21 protein-coding genes are annotated in these 20,500 nt (G+C 39.1%); 11 read left to right on the forward strand and 10 right to left on the reverse strand.

Going from position 1 to position 20,500, the window contains the following annotated elements; all coding sequences use genetic code 11:
• The first annotated feature begins 21 nt into the window (after positions 1-21).
• From gldF to GGQ60_RS09860, 6 genes are all read left to right on the forward strand, one after another.
• Positions 22-747 carry a gliding motility-associated ABC transporter permease subunit GldF gene (gene gldF / locus GGQ60_RS09835; RefSeq protein WP_183763047.1) on the forward strand — a complete coding sequence of 242 codons (726 nt, stop codon included), beginning with the start codon at positions 22-24 and terminating at the stop codon, positions 745-747.
• Positions 747-2,432 (forward strand): gliding motility-associated ABC transporter substrate-binding protein GldG, encoded by a 1,686-nt coding sequence (gene gldG / locus GGQ60_RS09840; protein ID WP_183763050.1) that lies wholly within the window; start codon positions 747-749, stop codon positions 2,430-2,432. The genes gldF and gldG overlap by 1 nt, the downstream gene beginning before the upstream one ends.
• Positions 2,433-2,465: 33 nt before the next feature.
• Positions 2,466-3,590 carry a DNA polymerase III subunit beta gene (dnaN, locus tag GGQ60_RS09845; RefSeq protein WP_183763053.1) on the forward strand — a complete coding sequence of 375 codons (1,125 nt, stop codon included), beginning with the start codon at positions 2,466-2,468 and terminating at the stop codon, positions 3,588-3,590.
• Positions 3,591-3,667: 77 nt separating this feature from the next.
• Positions 3,668-4,345, forward strand: coding sequence for a DUF4397 domain-containing protein (locus GGQ60_RS09850; RefSeq protein WP_183763056.1), 678 nt, complete (start codon positions 3,668-3,670; stop codon positions 4,343-4,345).
• 59 nt (positions 4,346-4,404) lie between these two features.
• Positions 4,405-5,106: a DUF4397 domain-containing protein gene (locus GGQ60_RS09855; protein WP_183763059.1), complete on the forward strand. Its 702-nt coding sequence runs from the start codon at positions 4,405-4,407 to the stop codon at positions 5,104-5,106.
• Between the two features lie 66 nt (positions 5,107-5,172).
• Entirely contained in the window at positions 5,173-5,865 is a 693-nt protein-coding gene (locus GGQ60_RS09860) for a DedA family protein (RefSeq protein ID WP_183763062.1), read from the forward strand.
• Here the strand turns inward: GGQ60_RS09860 and GGQ60_RS09865 are convergent.
• The 8 genes from GGQ60_RS09865 to GGQ60_RS09900 form a co-directional block, all read right to left on the reverse strand.
• Complete coding sequence (locus tag GGQ60_RS09865; RefSeq protein ID WP_183763065.1) at positions 5,860-6,816, reverse strand: zinc dependent phospholipase C family protein; 957 nt, start codon at positions 6,814-6,816, stop codon at positions 5,860-5,862. The genes GGQ60_RS09860 and GGQ60_RS09865 overlap by 6 nt on opposite strands.
• Positions 6,817-6,867: 51 nt before the next feature.
• The gene (locus tag GGQ60_RS09870; protein WP_183763068.1) at positions 6,868-7,293 is read right to left on the reverse strand and encodes a VOC family protein; all 426 of its coding nucleotides are present in this window, start codon (positions 7,291-7,293) and stop codon (positions 6,868-6,870) included.
• A gap of 115 nt (positions 7,294-7,408) precedes the next feature.
• Complete coding sequence (locus GGQ60_RS09875; protein ID WP_183763070.1) at positions 7,409-7,861, reverse strand: DUF1569 domain-containing protein; 453 nt, start codon at positions 7,859-7,861, stop codon at positions 7,409-7,411.
• Between the two features lie 238 nt (positions 7,862-8,099).
• Positions 8,100-9,131, reverse strand: a complete 1,032-nt coding sequence (locus GGQ60_RS09880; RefSeq protein ID WP_183763073.1) for an LLM class flavin-dependent oxidoreductase — start codon at positions 9,129-9,131, stop codon at positions 8,100-8,102.
• A gap of 67 nt (positions 9,132-9,198) precedes the next feature.
• Positions 9,199-9,636 (reverse strand): hypothetical protein, encoded by a 438-nt coding sequence (locus tag GGQ60_RS09885; protein ID WP_183763075.1) that lies wholly within the window; start codon positions 9,634-9,636, stop codon positions 9,199-9,201.
• A 10-nt stretch (positions 9,637-9,646) separates the two neighbouring features.
• Positions 9,647-10,537 (reverse strand): M28 family peptidase, encoded by an 891-nt coding sequence (locus tag GGQ60_RS09890; RefSeq protein WP_221235922.1) that lies wholly within the window; start codon positions 10,535-10,537, stop codon positions 9,647-9,649.
• A gap of 710 nt (positions 10,538-11,247) precedes the next feature.
• Positions 11,248-13,104, reverse strand: a complete 1,857-nt coding sequence (gene dnaK / locus GGQ60_RS09895; RefSeq protein ID WP_183763079.1) for a molecular chaperone DnaK — start codon at positions 13,102-13,104, stop codon at positions 11,248-11,250.
• Positions 13,105-13,304: 200 nt separating this feature from the next.
• Positions 13,305-14,531 carry a glycosyltransferase family 4 protein gene (locus tag GGQ60_RS09900; protein WP_183763081.1) on the reverse strand — a complete coding sequence of 409 codons (1,227 nt, stop codon included), beginning with the start codon at positions 14,529-14,531 and terminating at the stop codon, positions 13,305-13,307.
• Between the two features lie 94 nt (positions 14,532-14,625).
• On the opposite strand from GGQ60_RS09900, the gene GGQ60_RS09905 reads away from it, so the two are divergent.
• Complete coding sequence (locus GGQ60_RS09905) at positions 14,626-15,207, forward strand: MiaE family protein (protein ID WP_183763083.1); 582 nt, start codon at positions 14,626-14,628, stop codon at positions 15,205-15,207.
• Positions 15,208-15,277: 70 nt separating this feature from the next.
• On the opposite strand, the gene GGQ60_RS09910 is transcribed toward GGQ60_RS09905, so the two are convergent.
• Both GGQ60_RS09910 and GGQ60_RS09915 read right to left on the reverse strand, forming a co-directional pair.
• Positions 15,278-16,351, reverse strand: coding sequence for a DUF3810 domain-containing protein (locus GGQ60_RS09910; RefSeq protein ID WP_183763085.1), 1,074 nt, complete (start codon positions 16,349-16,351; stop codon positions 15,278-15,280).
• A gap of 14 nt (positions 16,352-16,365) precedes the next feature.
• Entirely contained in the window at positions 16,366-17,700 is a 1,335-nt protein-coding gene (locus GGQ60_RS09915; RefSeq protein ID WP_183763088.1) for a dihydroorotase, read from the reverse strand.
• Positions 17,701-17,995: 295 nt separating this feature from the next.
• Here GGQ60_RS09915 and GGQ60_RS09920 point away from each other — a divergent pair, with 295 nt between their 5' ends.
• From GGQ60_RS09920 to GGQ60_RS09935, 4 genes are all read left to right on the forward strand, one after another.
• Positions 17,996-19,342: a DEAD/DEAH box helicase gene (locus GGQ60_RS09920; RefSeq protein WP_183763090.1), complete on the forward strand. Its 1,347-nt coding sequence runs from the start codon at positions 17,996-17,998 to the stop codon at positions 19,340-19,342.
• Positions 19,343-19,344: 2 nt separating this feature from the next.
• Positions 19,345-19,617 carry a hypothetical protein gene (locus GGQ60_RS09925; protein ID WP_183763093.1) on the forward strand — a complete coding sequence of 91 codons (273 nt, stop codon included), beginning with the start codon at positions 19,345-19,347 and terminating at the stop codon, positions 19,615-19,617.
• A gap of 98 nt (positions 19,618-19,715) precedes the next feature.
• Positions 19,716-20,051 carry a gliding motility protein GldC gene (gldC, locus tag GGQ60_RS09930; protein WP_183763096.1) on the forward strand — a complete coding sequence of 112 codons (336 nt, stop codon included), beginning with the start codon at positions 19,716-19,718 and terminating at the stop codon, positions 20,049-20,051.
• A gap of 42 nt (positions 20,052-20,093) precedes the next feature.
• On the forward strand, positions 20,094-20,498 hold the full coding sequence (locus GGQ60_RS09935; RefSeq protein ID WP_183763099.1) for a hypothetical protein: 405 nt from the start codon (positions 20,094-20,096) through the stop codon (positions 20,496-20,498).
• Positions 20,499-20,500: the final 2 nt, after the last annotated feature.

Consider the following 20,500-nt stretch of genomic DNA (forward strand, 5'->3'; position numbering starts at 1 on the left):
CTTCGGCATTTTAATTTAACTATGTACGCAGTTTTTAAACGCGAGTTATTCAGTTTCCTAAGTTCGATGGTTGCTTATATTACCATTGCTATTTTTCTATTGGTTTCCGGTCTGTTGCTTTGGTTTTTCCCCGGTACATCCATTCTTGATTATGGTTATGCCGAACTTGGTGGCTTTTTCAGTTTAGTGCCTTATCTTTTCATGTTTCTTATTCCTGCCATTACGATGCGCTCCTTTGCCGAAGAAAGGAGAGAGGGAACTTTCGAGCTTTTAATTACCAGGCCTATCCGGATCTGGCAGATTACAGTGGCAAAATATTTAGCGAGCCTGGTTTTGGTTTTATTTGGTTTAATACCAACCTTAATATATTACTATAGTGTTTCAAAACTGGGATTCCCCGAAGGCAATATCGATTCAGGATCGGTTATTGGCTCTTATATCGGTTTATTCCTGTTGGGTGCCGCTTTTACCTCCATTGGCATATTTTCTTCAGCGTTAACCAAAAACCAGGTGATTGCCTTTGTTATTTGCGCCGCTTTATGTGCGTTTTCCTATTTAGGTTTCGATTATACCAGTGAGATTGCCGCTTTTCAGCCCATAGCGGGGGGAATTGCCAATTTAGGTATTAATGAACATTATACCGCTATTAGCCGTGGCGTTTTAGACACGAGGGATCTGATTTACTTCGTTACCTTTTCTGTTCTGTTTTTGCTGATTACTAAATTAATCATAGGAGGAAAGCGATAATGAAGCAGAAAAATAAATGGGTTAATTTTATTGTTGTACTAGCGGTCCTGATCGTTATAAATTGGATTGGAACTCTTGCTTTTCACCGATTCGATTTTACGGCCGATAAACGTTTTACCCTGAGTGAAAAAACAAAAGATTTGCTCCGAAAAAATGAAAAACCGGTCATCGTTACTGTATTTTTAAAAGGCGAACTGCCACCGGCCTTTAAACGTTTACAGGCGGCAGTAAGTGATATTTTAGCAGATTATAAAGCTTATTCAAAAGCAGATTTCAGGTTGGTTTATGTTGATCCCTTAGCTGGCTTAAGTACCCAGGAGCAGGATACGGTAATTTACAACCTTGCTCAAAACGGCATCGAGGCTACCCGGACAACTCTAAAAACAGAAAGTGGCTCAACAGAGAAACTGGTTGTTCCAATGGCGATGATAGAAAGCAATGGCAAGCAGATGCCTGTTAAATTGCTTCAAAATTTCAATGTGGTTGGTGGTTATGAAGAAAATATCAACCGCTCAATAGAAAATCTCGAATATACCTTAACCTCCAGTTTGAAAAAAGTGATCAACGGCTATAACCCTAGGATCGGTTTTACCGAATCGAATGGAGAGCTGTCTGATGCACAGTTATACGATGCGAGGGTTACCTTAGCCAATAATTATGTGGTAGGGAGGGTCGATTTGAATACCATTACCAAAGAAGGGCTCGATAAGCTGAACATGCTGGTGATCGCCAAGCCTGAAAAGCCCTTTACAGAAACGGAAAAATACAAAATCAATTATTTTGTAATGAAAGGAGGGAGGGTGCTCTGGAGTATTGATCAGGTGAATGCAGAGCTGGACAGCTTAAGGGGCAGGGGCGGACAAATGGCCACCAATAATAACCTCAATCTTGACGACATGCTTTTTATGTATGGTGCAAGGATTAATTACAATATTATTGCTGATCCGGCAAACAGTGCTGAAATTCCGGTTTCAACAGGGGCCGTTGGCGGGCAGGGCCAAATGCAATTGCTGCCGTGGATCTATTACCCGATTTTGCTTCCCGATACTGCTCAGAACGTAGTTAAAAATTTAGACGGCATAAAATCAGAATTTCCGAGCACAGTAGATACAATTGGAGCGAAAGGCATAACAAAATCGTATATATTAAGCACTTCCCCTTTTAATAAAGTATACCAGACTCCGAAGCCTTTTAGCTTACAGATGGTAGGAGAAAAGTTAGATCCAAGGGCATTTCAGAGCGTACCACAAAACGTTGGAATACTTTTAGAAGGGAATTTTCCATCCGTGTTTGCCGGACGTCCTCTTCCTGCAGGCATAACGGCACCTTTTACCACAGCTTTAACCGGTAAACCCAGTAAAATGATGATCATTGGCGATGGCGATATATTTAAAAACCAGGTTTCTGAAAAAGATGGTTCGCCTTTCCCATTGGGTTTCGACCGTTATTCACAGCGTACATTTGGAAATAAAGCTCTTTTGCTAAATGTGGTTGATTATTTTACCGATGATGATAACCTGATTGCACTGCGGAACAAGGAAGTAAAGATCAGGTTGTTGGATAAGGCCAAAATTAAGCTCGAAAAAACCAAATGGCAGTTTATAAATGTGGTAGCGCCCTTGCTATTGTTAATATTCTTTGCGATTTTTCAACATTATTACCGCAAATACAAGTACGCTAAATAATTTTTATATTTTTGAAGAAGACTAAATAATATCATGAGATTTATTGTATCCACATCAACTCTATTAAAACACTTACAAACTGTAAATGGTGCATCAAGCAGCAGTACGGTTTTACCTATATTAGAAAATTTTCTCTTCGAAATTAAGGATGGGAACTTAACGATCTCTGCTACCGATCTACAGACCAGCATGACAACTGCTTTGGCTGTAGAATCAAAAGAAGAAGGCAAAGTGGCTGTTCCGTCTAAAATTTTATTAGATACGCTTAAAACATTGCCTGATCAGCCGATCGCATTTAATATCGATGATAGTACATTTGCGATTGAAATTAGTGCCGGAGATGGTAAATATAAGTTAAGTGGCGAAAATGGGGATGATTTTCCGAAGATACCTGTAGTAGAAAACGCATCTTCTGTAAACTTACCCGCGTCAGTTTTAACTGAAGCCATTACAAAAACCATTTTTGCAGTAAGTAATGATGAGCTGCGCCCGGCCATGACTGGTGTATTCTGCCAGTTATCCCCACAGCACATTACCTTTGTTGCTACTGATGCACATAAATTGGTAAGGTATCGCCGCACGGATAGCAAAGCAGATAAGGCAACCTCATTTATTTTGCCTAAAAAAGCCTTAACCCTTTTAAAGGCTGCTTTACCATCTACAGATATCAATGTATCAGTAGATTATAATGCAACAAGCGCTTTCTTCAAGTTCGAAAATATCAACCTGGTGTGTCGTTTAATAGACGAACGTTATCCAGATTATGAGGCAGTAATCCCAACAAATAACCCTAACAAACTGATCATTGACAGGGGCTTGTTCCTGAATACTCTTCGCAGGGTAGTTATTTTTGCGAACAAAACTACGCATCAGGTAAGGTTAAAAATTAGTGGCAGCGAATTAAATATCTCTTCAGAAGATTTGGATTTTGCAAACGAAGCTCATGAGAGGTTAAGTTGCCAATATGATGGCGAAGATTTGGAAATAGGCTTTAATGCCCGTTTTTTGATCGAAATGTTGAGTAACTTAAGTGGCGATGAAGTTACTTTAGAGCTTTCTACCCCTAACAGGGCAGGCCTGTTAATCCCACAAACCAATGATGAAAGTGAGGATGTTTTAATGCTGGTTATGCCGGTAATGCTAAACAACAGCTACTAAAATCTACTATTAATTTAGTTTTTATAGAAAAATGGCTTGGTTTTTGACCGAGCCATTATTGTTTATAAACAAAACCCATGAAAATCTATACTAATCTCTCTAAAGTCCTATTTCTGTTTGTTGTGTTAGGCAATCTATGCTTATTATCCTGTAAAAAGAATAATCCCGACGAATTGGTTAAAGGAGAAGCCAAGATAAAAGTGGTTAATGCCTCGCTGGCAAATGCAAAACAGGATGTTTATCTGGACAATGAAAAACTCACCACTTCTACTTTAGCTTTTGGCGAGACCAGCGGGTATATAAAGATACCTTCAGGCAACAGAAGTATTTCTTACATGGGAACAGATAATGCCACAACGGATACCTCTTTAAACTTTACGCCATCTATTACTTACACTACTTTTTTGGTTACCAATAAAAAAGGCGAACTGGAAATTGTTAACTATGAGGATAATCTGAGTAATACAGAATCAAATAAAGCTAAAATTAAACTCATTAACCTGAGCCCTAATTTTGCCACCGGAATAAATGTGATGGTAGAGGGCGGTACCCAATTTGTTAACGGACTGGCTTTTAAAGAAGCTTCTAACTATTTTACAGTAGATACCGGATTCAATTTAAGATATACTGTAGTAGGTTCCGGTAATGTTAAAACGATCAAAAGTACGGATTTAGAAGGGGGCAAGATCTATACCATTTGGTTTAGCGGTACTACTGCTGCAACCTTAACCGCAAATATCATTACTGATAATTAATTTCAAAGTTTAATATGCTTTCTGCTATCTTTACGTTTTATTAGCATAGGCGATTTGATATGAAAAATACAGTATTGTTTTCCAAAATATTCCTTCTTTTTACATGCATTTTTTTAATCAGCTCGTGTATCAAAAATGATAATTTCATTAAAGGAGATGCGAAAATCCGTTTTTTTCAGGTTGCTTCTACCGATACCACGCAAAATTTTTATTTAAATGGGATCCAGATTGGAAATTCAGTAACCTATAATGCAAATACCAGTTATGTTGTGATACCCGGCGATTCTGTTTTTAAAATCACAAGCAGAAATATAGGCACTGGTGTAGATGCTACTTCATTGGCAGATCAGAAGTTTAAAATTGGTCAAAACTATTCTGTTTTTTATTATAAAGAGAAAACTGGCGATCCTGCAAAATTGAAAGTTTACACCGATGATGTAAAACCTGACCTTGATTCAGCTAAATTAACTTTTTTGAACCTGGGCTACACACTTGGATCTAAAGTTGTGATTACTGATAGTACAAATACAGCCGCGCCAACTGAATCTTTAATTGGTTATGGCGAGAGTAAAAGTTTTAAAGTAAAAGTTAATAGAACCACGAGGTATGCATTTAAATTGGCCACTCCTACGGCAACAAATCCACCGCCGGTGGTAACACGCTTAGATTCTCTGACGATTAATAATGGAAGGGTTTACCTGATCCTACTGGATGGGGATAAAAAAGGCGAGCTTAAAAACCGGATCGTCCCTGCCAACTAATTATTTATTGCAATTTAAAGCATTTAATCCCTTTACTATTCATACTTTTGCCCAAAATCAGATAAATTGGAATTACTACAGCAGCTTTTAGATTTTATTCTCCACATCGATGTGCATTTAGCAGAAATTGTTAACGAGTATCGTACCTGGACCTACCTTATTTTATTTCTGATCATTTTTGCCGAAACCGGTTTTGTGGTAACACCGTTCCTTCCTGGCGATTCATTGCTTTTTGCCATGGGTGCTTTAATTGCCGGTGAACATGAAACAGGTTTAAATATCTGGATTATGCTCCTGATATTAATTGTAGCCGCGATCTTAGGAAATACTGTGAACTATAAACTCGGAAGTGTTTTGGGCGCTGGTGTGTTTAAAGAAAATAATAAGATTTTGAAGCTTAAATACTATCATCAATCTCACGAGTTTTTTGAGAAACACGGGGGTAAGGCCATTATGCTGAGCCGGTTTTTGCCGATTTTCAGAACCATTGCCCCTTTTGTGGCCGGTATAGCTAAAATGCCTTTTGGCCGTTTTACCTATTATAATATTATTGGTGGTGTAACCTGGATTTTCGCTTTATTAATCGGTGGTTACCTGTTGGGGCAGATTCCGGTAATCAAAAATAACTTCGAACTGGTAATCATCTTTATTGCAGTAGTTACTTTTGTTCCAGCCATTTGGGCAGCCATCAAGAGTCGCTTACAGCCTAAAAAGATTGAAGAAATTATTGAAGGAGAGGATACCAGATCATCATTATAATTCCCTGCCAAAAATGGGGCCGTTTTGATATTTCATTTCTATCTCTTCAATTTCTTTTTTTTCATCAGGTAATAATGGTGTTCTGTTCAGGTTTTTAAGCACCGGCTGACCCGCATCAACCCAGGCAGAATACCAAAACGAACCAAGGGTTAATATAGCAGCCCGCATCTGTTTTTCGACCATATTGTTCATCTTATCATGATAGGCTTTCGAATATTCTTGAGAGTATTGTTTGAGCACGGTATTGTTCCGTTCTGAAAAACTGTATTTTTTACGGGAAGGAAATGAAGCGTTCAGCTGAGCTTCGAAAGTCAATACGGTATCAACCAAACTATGGGTGTGCTTAAGTATTTTCCAGATCTCTTTTAAAGGGTCTTCTATATATTTTGCTTTGCCAACAACAAAATTGTAATGAATTGAAAACAGTTCGGGTAAACGGCTTTCCCAAAAAGCATGGATACCAACCTGGTTGGTGAGTTGTCCGTTATGGTTGGCGGTAGTGTGCAAGGGGACATGTGCATCACCAATATAATGGCCTAAGTCTGTAGAGTATTTTAAAATTTTTAATGAATCGCGCATTTTAAAGGCGTTAACTAAGCCATAATAACTACGCTGTACCTGCCAGGGGATGATACCGTTGGTGTTTAGTTTTTTTTGTCCGTACTTAGCCAGTGCGTCGTCCCATTTTTCCGGAATACTGTCAATATTTTTCTCATAATTCTCCACATCAAGGTAATGCCGCGCGGCTTCGAGGGTATCAGCATACCTGCGTTTATCCGCATCAACGGCATGTTCAGTAATGTGTTTGATGTTCTTCTTATAGAAGCCAATCATGGCAGGGGGCAAAGTGAAAACAGCAAGATTGTTTATCCTTTGATGTGCAAAGAACCCCCAGGAAGTACAAAGAAAAATAGGGATGATTAACGCGGTTAAAATCGTTAATCTTTTCATATCAACAAGATAGGAAATTTTCTTTATAATTCCTGGGAGAGGGGTTTAAAATTAAGCGTTTTCGAGCGTGGCGATATCGAGCTTTACCATTTTCATCACTTTTTCCATTACTCTTTTGGCCCTTTCCGGTTCTGCCATCAGTTCTCCTAAGTTGGAAGGTACAATTTGCCACGAAAGGCCAAATTTGTCCTTTAGCCAGCCGCAAACGCTTTCCTCTCCACCATCTTTTGTAAGGGCATCCCAGTAATAATCAATCTCATCCTGGTTATCGCAGTTTACCATAATAGAAATGGCTTCATCAAATTTAAATTTCGGACCGCCATTTAAGCCCATAAATTTGTTTCCGTTTAATTCGAAAGTAACCACCATAGGGGTAACTTGTGTAATTTTTGAATCTTTAAAAACGGAACAGTAGAAATTTGCTGCTGCCTCGGCTTGTCCATCAAACCAAAGGCATGTTACAAGTGGTTTTGCCATTTTATATCTGGGTTTTGTTATGGCAAGTTAGACAAGATTTTTGACCTGGATAAGGTTTAAAAGTGACGATTTAAGGGGGCAATTTGGACAATAATTTGTTCCTGCTTATCTAAAGCTAAGCGCCAAATTGTGCTAAATGATGATCCAGGTGTTTATAAAACATGTTGTTCCACTCAGTTTTGGTCAATGGACCAAAAGAATGTGATTCTTTACCGTCGAAATAATCTTCGCCAAGTTGTTGGGTCTGGTTAATATAACCGATTAGGCGGGCTTTCTCTTTTTCAAAATCCTTTTCACCTTTCATAATAAATTGTGGTGCGGTCTGGTTATTTTTAGGATAAGGTTTCTCATTTACGACCTTATTTTTGACCAATTTTTTCAGAATAAACTTCGTAATCGTCCCTGGTTTTGGATGAATGTCATCATAAACCATTTCGTAAGTTACATTGCAATGCGCCAACATTTGTGCAACATTCATTTTGCCCCAAAGTTGAGTAGTAGTAGGACTAAGTTTGTTAATCCTTTCGATAATTTCGCCGGCTACTGCAGGTTGGAAAATGTTCTTCATGGTTTGTTTATCTGGAGTGTAAATTTACTTTACTAAAGATAAGAATGTATTTTTAAAGATCCTGAAATTTAGAAAATGAGCCAAGGGAACACCCTTATCCATCTCAAATTCTGTTAGCAGGTTTTAATCGCCAATGTTACACCTAAATTGTATCCATGGAATTATCTTGCCTTAAGCAGCCGAAAGCATAAATAAATATAGTTAGACGAGTGCCTTTGTAAAGAAGGACAGACTTAACCTATTTCTTCAATGCCTCACGAACTTTCGGTGCAATTTTAGTTCCGAAAAGCTCTATGGATTTCATTAAAGCTGCGTGAGATGGCCCACCAACATCCATATGTGCTGAAAAACGCGTTAAACCAAAGGTTTCTTCCATGGCTAATATCTTCTCTACCGATTCGTTTACATCGCCAATAATTAAAGCACCGCTAATGCTCCTGCCGCCATCGAATTGATTGCGTTGATAAGGCGGCCAACCGCGTGATTTACCAACCCTGTTCATCTGGGCAGAATAAAGTGGGTAATAATAATCAGCAACTTCCTTACTGTCTTCGCCAAATAAAGAATGCATGTGGACGCCAACTTCGAACTTATTCATGTCGTGTCCATAGGCCTGGTACACTTTTTTGTAATAATCAAAAAGCGGTTTAAACTGTATTGGCTGACCTCCGATAATGGCAAACATTACAGGTAGTCCCAATCTGCCGGCACGTTCTACCGATTCAGGCGTGCCGCCAACAGCAACCCATATTTTTAAGTTGTCGTTTACCGCTCTTGGTAATATTTCCTGGTTGTTCAGTTCGGGTCTGAACTTGCCTTTCCAGCTGATTTTAGGTGATGCATTGATTTTAAGAAGCAGGTCTAATTTTTCTTCGTAAAGCTGGTCATAATCTCGCAGGTCGTAGCCAAATAATGGGAACGATTCGATAAAACTTCCCCGGCCAGCCATTAATTCGGCTCTTCCGTTAGAAATTAAATCGATCGTTGCAAAATTTTGGTACAGTTTAACGGGATCTGATGAACTTAAAACCGAAACCGCACTGCTTAATTTAATGTTTTTGGTTACTGTGGCGGCGGCGGCCAAAATAATCTCAGGACTGGATACAGCATAATCAGGACGGTGGTGTTCGCCGATTCCATAAAAATCTAAACCAACTTCGTCCATTAGTTTTATTTCTTCTATAATTTCCTGAAGTCGTTGTTGTGCGGGTTGAATTTCTCCATTTGCATTGATCTGCAGATCGCCAAACATTCCGATACCTAATTCCATATTGCTAAATAATTTTAACAAAGATAATGGATGAGGGGAAAGCAGATTTTGATGTATGGTAAGAAATTTATGAATCGGAGCGTTTACCCAGCGCTTTTAGAATGGTTTCCAATTCATGATTGGGATAATCGAAGTTTGTGGATTCTATCTTAAATGTTCTGCCATTTTCTAAAATGATATGGATGTAAGAATGTCGTCTGCGGCCAAATGACTCATCGAGGGCTTTTATAAGTTTAACTTCATGCCATTTAAAGGTTCCCCGATTTAATAAAGTGATTTCATTTTCGTCTGCAATAATTGCATATTCATCCTGTTTGGCAATCAGGTTTTTAAAGTAGAAAATAAAGAACACAGTTAATATGAACATCGAGATAATGGCTGATTGAGCATAGCTTAGATCGAACATAAATATTGGTGCTACAAAGAACAATGGGAACATGCAGAAGATATAAATCATAATGATTATGTTGCCGTTGTCTTTAACTTTGATCGATTTAACCATCATTAGAATTATATTATGGGTTCAAAGAAATTAGTGCATTGTAAACCCCATCAATTACCTTACTCATTCTTGGTATATCGAGGGTTTCCATGGTGTCGGTTTTTTGATGGTAATTTTTATTCCGGTAAAAGGAGGTATCGGTAATCATCATGGCATCATAACCGAATTTCCAGTAATTTAAATGATCAGAAAAATCGATGCCCGGCAATGATGGAGGGCTGGCAAATGTTTTAGTGAGGATGTTTTTGCCTGCTTTGAAATTTTTGGAAAATTGATTTACAAATTCACCTGAACCGAACTTTTTAACCAAGGTAATGTAATTTCCTTTGTTTCCGTATTTTACAGAAAGTATACCTAAAGGATAAGTCTGCGATTTGGGTTCATCTTTAAAATAACCGATCATTTCGAGCGAAATCATTCCATAAACTTCAGTGTCAGATTTATTTAACGATTTGGCATGGATGTAACTGCCCATAAATTCAGTGCGGAAATAGGGTGGTTCTTCAAGGGTATAGGCTACGAGATCAATGCGGTAAGGGAGTTTTTTGTCTTTAAGCAGCCTGGAAAGCTCCAATAAACCAATGACTCCGCTGGCGTTATCATCGGCGCCTTCTTGGTCACCACAAACATCGTAATGTGCACCGATAATAATACGTTTTTTGTTTTCGGTACCAAAAGAACAGATGATATTTTTATAGGTTTTCTGATCAACATTGTACGCTTGTACTGAAACACTGTCTGATGACTTTTTAAAGATTGTTTTGAGGAAGTCAGCTGTTAAATTGAGCTGATCTACATTGTTGTGGTTGCGGAACTGAGGTGTTTTGGTTAAGGTTTTTAAGTAGCTTTTGATTAGTGTTGTATCTGATTGGGCAGAGGCACTACCCTCATGAAGAAGCAACATGAATAGGAGACTAATTAAAATTTTAAGCTGATTGTGATGCATAACCGAAGATAATACTTATAACCTGGTTTAGGCACCTTGCAACCTGAGTTTTTTGCACAGACCCGGGTAACTAAACCCGATTATAGCGAACACGGAGTGCAACGGAGTAAAGCGGTAAGCGGGGCTATCGGAACCGATGTGCATAGCCTTTGCTTTCCAAAAAAAGTTAGGAATAAGATCTTAAGCATATTTGTTTGAACCATATGATCCTGCCAGCTTATACCTCTGGAAGGATTCTGAAACAAGTTCAGAATGACGTATCTGTGGAAGCAAGAACAGGATGAGGCAACTATATTCAATTGGCAATTGGAAGCTGTTAAGCTAAAAACTGCCAACTGAAAACTATTTTGGGACTCTGCAACCTGAGTTTTTTGCACAGACCCGGGTAAACTAAACCCGATTATAGCGAACACGGAGTGCAACAGAGTAAAGCGATAAGCGGGACTATCGGAACCGATGTGCATGGCCTTTGCTTTCCAAAAAAAATAAGAATGAAGATATTAAGCATATTTAAACCCTATAAGGCACCTAAAATCCTATCAGCTTATGCCTCTGGAAGGAATCTGAAACAAGTTCAGAATGACGTATCTGTAGAAGTAAGATCAGGATAAGGCAACTATATTCAATTAGCAATTGAAAGCTGTTAAACTAAAAACTGCCAACTGAAATTACTCTATCTTCTTCCCCTTCATCGCTGTATAAATCGCAGCATCCATTACGCGCTCAGCAAAGGGGCGGGTAAACTCGTTCAGTTCGTCTGCTTTCTTTAAAATGATATCTTTTTCCAGACTCGACAAAGCATTTTTAAGCGCTTCGATATGGGCCACTGTTTCTGCTACTTCGGTTTCGGTTAAATGTTCTGCGTGTTTTTTGATAAAGCCTTCAGCTGTGTAAACCAATTGTTCGCCTTCACTTCTCGCTTCAATCAGCATGCGTTGCGCTACATCGCTCTTGGCATGTGTAATGCTATCCATCAACATTTTTTCAACCGTATCATCACTCAAGCCGTAACTTGGCGTAATTTCAATCTCCTGTTTTACACCCGAGCGCAATTCTATAGCCTGAACGGTTAAAATTCCATCGGCATTTAGTAAAAAATTGATATCAACCTTTGGGAGTCCCGCAGGCATTGCAGGGATTCCTTTTAAATCGAATTCGGCAAGTTTTCTGTTTTCTTTAACCAGGTCGCGTTCACCCTGATAAACAGATATTTTCATGTTCACCTGTCCATCTATCGAGGTGGTGTATTGCCGGCCTGCCTTAGTTGGTACTTTGCTGTTGCGGGCTATAATAACATCCATTAAGCCACCCATGGTTTCGATTCCTAAAGAAAGCGGGGTTACATCCAGCAATAAGATATCAGAGCGGTTTCCGGCCAGAACATCAGCCTGGATGGCTGCTCCAAGTGCTACCACTTCATCTGGATTTATATTGTCCTGTGGTTTTTTTCCGAAGAAATTTTCTACAGCCTGTTTTACAAAAGGAGTACGGGTAGAGCCCCCAACCAGGATCACCTCATCAATATCGCTGGCTGTTAAACCGGCATCTTTCAATGCATTTTTACAGGCTGTAATGGTTTCTTCCACTTTTACTGCGATCAATTGTTCAAAAGTCTGTTTATCGATCGTACACCAGATTTCGCCAACCTGTTCGTTATATAAATTTTGGGTTGATAATGCTTTTTTAGCTGCTTCGGCCTGTAAACGTAAAGTTTGCATCAGGATGTTATCCTGTGCAACCACATTTACATCAAGATTATTTTTCTCCAGCCAGTAATTTAAAATGGAGCGGTCGAAATCATCGCCTCCCAAATAGGTATTACCATTGGTTGCCAAAACTTCGAAAATCCCATTTTGGATCTGCAGGATGGAAACATCGAAGGTACCCCCCCCCAAATCGTAAACCGCGATGGTTTTCTGCTGCGTAGGATCTAAACCGATTCCGTAAGCCAGACTCGCTGCAGTAGGCTCATTCACGATACGCATTACATCCAGTCCGGCCAGTTTTCCCGCATCCCTGGTGGCCTGGCGCTGGCTATCGTTAAAATAAGCGGGCACAGTAATTACCGCGCGGTTAACAGGTGTTTTTAAAGCATGTTCTGCTCTTGCTTTAAGTTCTTTTAAAATTTCGGCCGATAATTCGATCGGCGTATAAAAGCGGTTGCCGGCCTGTATTTTTACCAAAGCATCGCTATCGTCATCTATAATTTTGTAAGAGAAGATGTCTTTGTGTTCGGCTACATCTTTATAAGAGCGGCCAAGCAATCTTTTTACGGAGAAAATGGTATTGGCAGGGTCGGTAGTTAAAAATTCTTTAGCCTCGTTGCCTACAATAGCCTCATTTTGGTTGTTAAAATATACCACAGATGGCACCAAAATCCCTTTGCCGGCATCGTTAATTACCTGAGGATCTTTATCTGGATTGATAAATGCTACCAGACTATTGGTTGTGCCTAAATCTATTCCAACTATAATTTCTTCCTTCTGAAATGAACCTGTAGCAAGGTTAATCGATATTTTTGCCATAGGGGCAAATTTACAATATTGTTCCAAGGTTTAAGAACCCGAATGTTTTTTAAAAGTCAATAGTTTTAGCCATGAGTCCGAAGTAGGAAGTTGGGAGATAAGGCATGTTTTTCGTTGAGAACCGAAGGTTCTGAGTTTGAGCGCTAATATATTGCTTTTAGGGTTTGTATTTTCAGACTCCGAACTTTCTTACCTTGAACTTATTTGTTTTTTTGCTCAATCCAGAGGCTCATGTACTTAGTACTCTGAACGGTATGGTGGTTTAAAATCTGTCCGAAAAAGTTGTTCTGCCTATGTATACTTAAATTAGAAGCCAATTTTTCTATATCTTTTATAAACTTACCGGTATAATATTTTGCAGCGTAGCGCTCATTAATGATTTTTACGCCATTTTGTTGAGCAGTTTGCCATGCATTTTTATCCTGGTAAAGTTTTGCAGCTTTTTCTACAAAAAGTTCCGGATCATCTTCAATGCTCCCATTCCAAACTAATTCTCCCCTCATGGCTTCAGCGCCCAAGGAGGTGGTAACTGATGGCGTACCCACTTGCATGGCATCGATAAATTTTCCTTTTACGCCGGCGCCAAATTGAATAGGAGCGAGTAAAATGCGGTGTTTCGAAATGATTTCCCTTGCATCGGCTGCACGGCCTTTAATCAGAAACTTTTCATTTTTATTATTCAGTTGCAACACTTTTTGCGAAGGATAAGCGCCATATATATTCAAAATGGCATTCGGGAGTTTTTTCCCCAGCAAAGGCCAGATTTTAGTTTTTAAAACCTGCACCGTATCCCAATTGGGCTCGTGGAGAAAATTGCCGATAAAAACAAAATCTGCACGATCTTCGTAAGGAACCCAGTTTTCGATATTTTGTGGTGTAATCTCATTTTCCAGGAAAGGCAAATAATAAATCAATGAAGGATCTATTTTAAATTGTACTTTTAATATTTCCATTTCCACTTCCGAAATAATTAAAGATAAATCGCAACGTAAAATCGATGCCATTTCTCTTTTGGCAGTATCCGAAAATAAATCTATGGCCTGCTTTTTCTTACCACTTTGTTGCCGCGCACTTCTTAAGGAATGTAAATCTTCGGTATCTAAGATCTTCAGTGCATTGGGGCATTCCTGTTGAACGCGCCAGCCATATTGTTCCTCTATCATGAAACGGTCGAAAATGACCAGATCGGGCTTTAATTCTTTTAAAAAAGCATTAAAGCTTTCGTCGTTTAGCTTAATTTCCTGCTCTACAACCCTGGTTTTGCTAAAATCGTAGCTGAATTCACTTTTAGATGCCGCCGAAGCAAAAGTGATCTGATAGCCTTTTACAAGAAATACATCAACCAGCTGGATCATCCTGGTGCCTGCTGCCGATGAACGGGGTTCGGGCCAAACCAATCCGATAATCAATAATTTCTTTGTGCTCATGATTTAAGTTTCTGCAAAATAAAGGCTTTTTAGTTCACAATTTTAAAACCGCGACGATTATTTCTAATTTTGCAGCTCAATTATAAAGTACCAGATGTTAGGATTAAAATTATTGACTGACCCACGTTGGGCAAATATTGCAGAATCGAATTTAGAGGAAATTTTATCTGACCATGCCTGGTGCGAACAAAAAGCAGCAACCAACGCCATCACCCTGATTACCCAAAATTCGGAACATCAGGAGTTGGTAGATGAATTAACAGCCATTGCCATCGAAGAAATGCAGCATTTCCAAATGGTCATCAACATTATTAAGGAACGGGGTTATACTTTAAGCCGAGAGCGTAAGGATGATTATGTAGGGCGCCTGGTAAAATTTAGCAAAAAAGACGGCAGCCGTAACCAGGCTTTTATCGACAGACTTTTATTTGCAGCCATGATCGAAGCCCGGAGTTGCGAGCGCTTTAGGGTACTTTCTTTAAACATTAAGGATAAAGAACTGGCTAAATTTTACCATGAATTAATGGTTTCGGAGGCTGGCCATTATACTACTTTCTTAAATTTTGCCCGTAAATACAGCACCGATGTAGATGTTGAAAAACGTTGGAAAGAATGGCTCGATTTTGAGGGAGAACTGATTCAGAGTTTTGGGACCAAAGAAGCAATACACGGTTAAATCCGTCGACAATCGTCAGTTTACAGTTGGCAGTTTACAGTTTTTATGATAGTTGCTAATTGAAAAATTGCTAATTCTTAACTGACAACTGTTTTTTGTGAATGTTCCACAGCCAGATAACGATATCCTGGTAGCTGTCGATTCCCTTTTTCTGGTTGTTTAGTTTTAAAAAGCGGTCGAAAGCGGCGTCCATGTAACCGAACATATTGCTATTGTATTTTCTCCAGAATTCTTTTTCTATTTTAAAATCGGCTAAAACCTGTGGCAGGAGTTTTTTTCGAAGTGCCTTATAATCTTCTGGTGATTTCATCCTGATTTCAAATAAGATGTAACGCAACATTTCATAATTGGCAGAATATCGGTAATTCACATCAGGACTATTGCCTGCGGTTAAATAACCCAGCAGATTGGCTTCATCCTCATAAGCAATACCTAATTGGTGACCAATTTCATGACAGCTCACATAGGGTTTCACAAAATCCGGCAGATTCATGTTCATGTTGGCTTCGCCGGAAAGCGGTGCATAATAGCCCTCAATGCCGATTTTACCGATGAGCCATGAATTTAAAACCGATTTTAAACAGGGATTGGAGTACCTGAATACCTGGTTTCTTTTCGACATAAGAGCATACGCAGCCGATGATTTAGATTCGAGCTCATGAATTGTGTAAGCAGGTACCTTGTTTTGCTTCAATTTTAAGGCATTGGTTTTTTCAACAAAATAATTGCCCAGAACAACCAGCTCTTTAACATTATATTTTTCATTACCAATGCCCAGCTCTTCGCTTATACTTGGCCGGCTGTAGTTTAAACCCCAAACTATTTTGAAAATGATGTAAAGAATTAAAAAGAAGTTTAAAATCTGTAGCGGTATAATGATGCTGTCTTGCTTTTTTAGTGATTTACGCCTTTTGTAAAATCTAACGGTTTTATAAAGTACAAAACCAATAAGTAAAACGTAAATAATATCGCCAATGGCAAAGGGAAAAATACCCGATATGAACCTTAATATAGCTGAAATATAAGGATAAATACCCGTTGAGTAATATTTTTGAACCAGACCTGGAAAGAAGCCAAAAACATAAGTCAGGACAGCTAAACTAACAAGTACTGTTGATTTAACAATTATTGCAGGTTTAGTCATTGTTTACTGAGATTTTATCTGGTAAATGTTAAACGCTTGCCTATCTGGTTGGTAGTAAATTTCCCTTTTACATAGGCCAGGTTACCTGATACAAAAGTATGGGTAATACTGGCTTTAAAGGTATCGCCATCAAAAGGGCTCCAGCCGCATTTATAGAAATTATTAAGTTTGGTTACTTTCCACGGGTCGTTCAGGTCAACCAATACTAGATCAGCCCAGTATCCTTCGCGGATAAAGCCACGTTTTTCGATATCGAAGCAAATGGCAAGGTTATGCGCCGTTTTTTCGACAATCTTTTCTAAAGAGATTTTGCCCTGTATATGCATTTCCAATAAAGCTGGTAAAGCATGTTGCACCAGTGGACCACCAGACGGGGCCTGCGCGTAAGCTTGCTGTTTTTCTTCTAAAGTGTGCGGTGCATGGTCAGTAGCAATAACATCGATGTTATCGTTTAAAACACCAGCTAAAATACCTTGTTGGTCTGCTTCGGTTTTAACGGCAGGATTCCATTTAATAAAATTGCCTTTCTGAGCGTAATCTTTATCATTAAACCAAAGGTGATGTATGCAGGCTTCGGCAGTAATTTTTTTATCTTTTAAAGGAATGGTATTGTCAAACAACGCAATTTCTCTGGCAGTAGAAATGTGGAGGATGTGTAAACGCGTTTGGTAACGTTTGGCCAGTTCTACTGCCAATGACGATGATTTATAGCAAGCTTCTGCACTGCGAATCAGTGGATGCATTTCGATGGTTAAGTCGTCACCATATTTGGCTTTAAACTCGGCCAGGTTATGGCGGATGGTGGCCTCATCTTCGCAATGTGTAGCCACGAGGATAGGTGCCTTGCTGAAAATGTGTTCAAGGGTTTTTTCATTATCAACCAGCATGTTTCCGGTTGATGAACCCATGAAAACTTTAATTCCGCAAACATTTTTCGGGTCGGTTTTTAAAACTTCTTCAATATTATCGTTGCTCGCACCCATATAAAATGAATAATTAGCCAGCGAGGTTTGTGCCGCGATGTCGTATTTATCGGCAAGCAATTCCTGTGTTAACGTATTGGGCACGGTATTGGGCATTTCCATAAAAGAAGTAATTCCTCCGGCTACAGCCGCCATACTTTCGGTAAAAATATCGGCTTTATGCGTTAGGCCGGGCTCGCGGAAATGCACCTGGTCATCAATCATACCTGGTAAAAGATATTGCCCCTCGGCATTAATTTCCTGTGCACCAGGTGCAGCCAGGTTTTGGCCGATTTTGGCAATAAATCCATCTTTTATCAATAAATCAGCAACAATTTTCTGTCCTTCATTTACAATTGTAGCAGCTTTTATCAGGTAAGTATTCATGGTTTCAAAGGTAAAAATAGATTTGAGAAGTTAGGTAGGAGATTTGAGAATTTCGGAAGCTTATTTTGACAGATGAAAGGTGCTGAACTGAGTTAAATGCTACTGTTTTGGGTAAAATAACCCTGATCGTAGCGGGAATCGGGATAAAACGGATAGCAGGACTGCTACAACCGAAGAATTACTGCAATTGCTTTATTCGTCATTCTGATTAAAGGAAGCTTCGATTTTGCATGGGATTGAAACCTTCTGCCTTACGCCTTCAAACCCTCAACCTTAATCACTATCTTTGTAGGCTATGGCAAAATCGTTCGAAGAATTTAAGTTAAACAGGCAGATTTTAAATGCAGTTGCCGATGCAGGTTATACCGTTGCCACACCGATACAGGAAAAAGCCATCGGGCCGGTATTATCGGGTCAGGATATTTTTGGTATTGCCGAAACCGGTACCGGAAAAACCGCGGCCTTTGTTTTGCCGATTTTAATGCAATTGAAATATGCTCAGGGTAATCATCCAAGAGCTTTAATTTTATCGCCAACAAGAGAGTTAGCCATGCAGATCGCCGAGCAGGTGAAATTATTCTCGACTTATACTGATTTACGTGCTTTGGTAATTTTTGGCGGAATTGGCCCTAAAACACAAAAGGAACAGGTTGCAAAAGGGGTAGATATTTTAATCGCTACACCCGGAAGATTTTTGGATTTGTACCTTGCCGGCGATATCAATACCCAAAGCTTAAAATTCCTGGTGTTGGATGAAGCAGATAAAATGATGGATATGGGCTTTATTGGCTCGATACACCGCATTTTAGAAGTAGTGCCGCGCAAGCGACAAAATTTGCTGTTTTCGGCAACAATGAGCGATCTGGTTCAGAAAATTGCCGGCGATTTCCTGAAAAACCCAACCATTATTGAAACAGCACAACAGGCAACCCCTGCGGCAAATGTAACGCAAACTTTATATTATGTTCCGAATTTTAAAACGAAACTGAATTTGTTGCAACATTTGCTGAAGAACGATGAAGCATTTACGCGTTTAATCATTTTCTGTAAAACCAAAACAGTTGCCGATAATATTTTTAGTTTCATGGAACGTAAATATGGTGCCGATAATGTTCGTGTAATCCATGCCAATAAAGGTCAGAATACACGGATTAACTCCATTAATAGCTTTAAAGAAGGAAATGTAAGGGTTCTGGTGGCAACCGATGTAGCCAGCAGGGGGATAGATGTAAGCGATGTGAGCCATGTCATCAATTTTGATGTGCCAATTATCATCGAAGATTATGTGCACCGCATTGGACGTACGGGCAGGGCTTTCGCCAAAGGTGATGCAATAACTTTTGCTACCGAGGGAGAAAGATACTATATCCGTAAAATCGAAAAACTGATTCGTCAGTCGATTCCTGTGGAGGCCATTCCGCAGGGTGTTTTTATCGAAGAAACGCCTTACGAGGAACGCCAGCAGATCGCCAAAGAAATTGATTTGCAAAAACGTAAAGAAGATCCTGATTTTAAAGGGGCTTTCCACGAAAAGAAAAATGCAAAGGCCATTGAACAAAAGGCAAGAGATAAGGCCAAGGCAAAAGCCGGTAAACAAATAAAAAGTTTTAAAAAGGGTAAACGCTTCGATAAGAAAAAATAATCATGAAACTTCGTGTTACTCCATTAAATATTATTGGTGCAATTGGTTTGAGCCTAATGGCAGTTGGTCTTTTTTCTGAAAAAAGTACCGCACCGGGGCAGATTAACCTCAGTGGTTTCTATTTGCTTATTCTGGCTTGCCTGGTTGCTGTTACGTTTGTAACCGATCTTATTTTTCGTTTTACATTGAAGGATATCAAGCGAATCTGGGTGATAGAACTGATATTTATTGTTATCGCTGCAATCTTGATGTTAATATTACAAAAACTAGTATAATACAAAGGTGAAGTATTTGGTAAAATCATCATCTTTGCCCCCGAATAAAATACCCGTAAATTGGTATAATCCGTTATGGGTGAAATCCATTTTAAAATATGAGAAAAGCAGAAATCAAAATAACCGTTGAGTTAGACGATAACAATATGCCAGAGAACATTCTTTGGGAGAGTACCGATGCAAAAACAACGGATAAAGTTCCGGTAAAATCAATGTTCCTTGCCCTTTGGGACCATAATTATAAAAATTCAATGCGCATCGACCTTTGGACAAAAGATATGCCTGTTGATGAGATGAAGCGTTTTTTTTATGAAACTTTACAGACCTTGGGCGATAGCTTTTTAAAAGCAACCGGCGAAACATTAATTGTAGAAGATTTACGCGATTATTGTGCTCATTTTGCTGATAAAATGGGAATTATAGAGGGACAATAGTTAAGTTGGCAGTTTTCAGTTCCAATAGTAACACAAGATAAAATGTTAGTTGTAAAAAAAGTAAATGCCTACATCGGCTTAATTTTGGGTGCCATTGCCATTACCATCGCACCCATGTTAAAGGTACCTGTTAAGGGTAACTGGAATTTGTATCAGGCAGACCCACGGTTGCTTTATATTTCTTTGGGTATTTTGGCTTTAACCGCTTTATTCCTTTTTGTAAGGGCCTTAAGCATGTTCAGGCTAATGGCTATTATAGCATTAATCTGGAGTGCTATCATGGCGGCAGCCGTTTGGTTTAAAGTAAATAATTACTTTGGCTCAAAATTTTTTGATAAAATGCTGTCTAAAACCATCCATTTTCAATGGGGCTGGATTGTACTATTGGTCGCCGTAATATTATTGGTTACCAGTGTTAAGAAAGAACGGCTGGAAGTAAAACAATAAAA

It is taken from the genome of Pedobacter zeae (genome assembly GCF_014196715.1).
GTDB classification, from domain to species: domain Bacteria; phylum Bacteroidota; class Bacteroidia; order Sphingobacteriales; family Sphingobacteriaceae; genus Pedobacter; species Pedobacter zeae.

What these genes read in the sequence shown, in the direction of transcription:
- GGQ60_RS09850 (WP_183763056.1), top strand. Translation starts at nt 3,668, where the DNA reads ATGAAAATCTATACTAATCTCTCTAAAGTCCTATTTCTGTTTGTTGTG.
- GGQ60_RS09880 (WP_183763073.1), bottom strand. Translation starts at nt 9,131, where the DNA reads ATGGAATTAGGTATCGGAATGTTTGGCGATCTGCAGATCAATGCAAAT.
- GGQ60_RS09915 (WP_183763088.1), bottom strand. Translation starts at nt 17,700, where the DNA reads ATGAATACTTACCTGATAAAAGCTGCTACAATTGTAAATGAAGGACAG.
- GGQ60_RS09870 (WP_183763068.1), bottom strand. Translation starts at nt 7,293, where the DNA reads ATGGCAAAACCACTTGTAACATGCCTTTGGTTTGATGGACAAGCCGAG.
- GGQ60_RS09885 (WP_183763075.1), bottom strand. Translation starts at nt 9,636, where the DNA reads ATGATGGTTAAATCGATCAAAGTTAAAGACAACGGCAACATAATCATT.
- dnaK (WP_183763079.1), bottom strand. Translation starts at nt 13,104, where the DNA reads ATGGCAAAAATATCGATTAACCTTGCTACAGGTTCATTTCAGAAGGAA.
- gldG (WP_183763050.1), top strand. Translation starts at nt 747, where the DNA reads ATGAAGCAGAAAAATAAATGGGTTAATTTTATTGTTGTACTAGCGGTC.
- GGQ60_RS09890 (WP_221235922.1), bottom strand. Translation starts at nt 10,537, where the DNA reads ATGTTGCTTCTTCATGAGGGTAGTGCCTCTGCCCAATCAGATACAACA.
- GGQ60_RS09925 (WP_183763093.1), top strand. Translation starts at nt 19,345, where the DNA reads ATGAAACTTCGTGTTACTCCATTAAATATTATTGGTGCAATTGGTTTG.
- GGQ60_RS09855 (WP_183763059.1), top strand. Translation starts at nt 4,405, where the DNA reads ATGAAAAATACAGTATTGTTTTCCAAAATATTCCTTCTTTTTACATGC.
- GGQ60_RS09920 (WP_183763090.1), top strand. Translation starts at nt 17,996, where the DNA reads ATGGCAAAATCGTTCGAAGAATTTAAGTTAAACAGGCAGATTTTAAAT.
- GGQ60_RS09900 (WP_183763081.1), bottom strand. Translation starts at nt 14,531, where the DNA reads ATGAGCACAAAGAAATTATTGATTATCGGATTGGTTTGGCCCGAACCC.
- gldF (WP_183763047.1), top strand. Translation starts at nt 22, where the DNA reads ATGTACGCAGTTTTTAAACGCGAGTTATTCAGTTTCCTAAGTTCGATG.
- dnaN (WP_183763053.1), top strand. Translation starts at nt 2,466, where the DNA reads ATGAGATTTATTGTATCCACATCAACTCTATTAAAACACTTACAAACT.
- GGQ60_RS09910 (WP_183763085.1), bottom strand. Translation starts at nt 16,351, where the DNA reads ATGACTAAACCTGCAATAATTGTTAAATCAACAGTACTTGTTAGTTTA.
- gldC (WP_183763096.1), top strand. Translation starts at nt 19,716, where the DNA reads ATGAGAAAAGCAGAAATCAAAATAACCGTTGAGTTAGACGATAACAAT.
- GGQ60_RS09865 (WP_183763065.1), bottom strand. Translation starts at nt 6,816, where the DNA reads ATGAAAAGATTAACGATTTTAACCGCGTTAATCATCCCTATTTTTCTT.
- GGQ60_RS09875 (WP_183763070.1), bottom strand. Translation starts at nt 7,861, where the DNA reads ATGAAGAACATTTTCCAACCTGCAGTAGCCGGCGAAATTATCGAAAGG.
- GGQ60_RS09905 (WP_183763083.1), top strand. Translation starts at nt 14,626, where the DNA reads ATGTTAGGATTAAAATTATTGACTGACCCACGTTGGGCAAATATTGCA.
- GGQ60_RS09935 (WP_183763099.1), top strand. Translation starts at nt 20,094, where the DNA reads ATGTTAGTTGTAAAAAAAGTAAATGCCTACATCGGCTTAATTTTGGGT.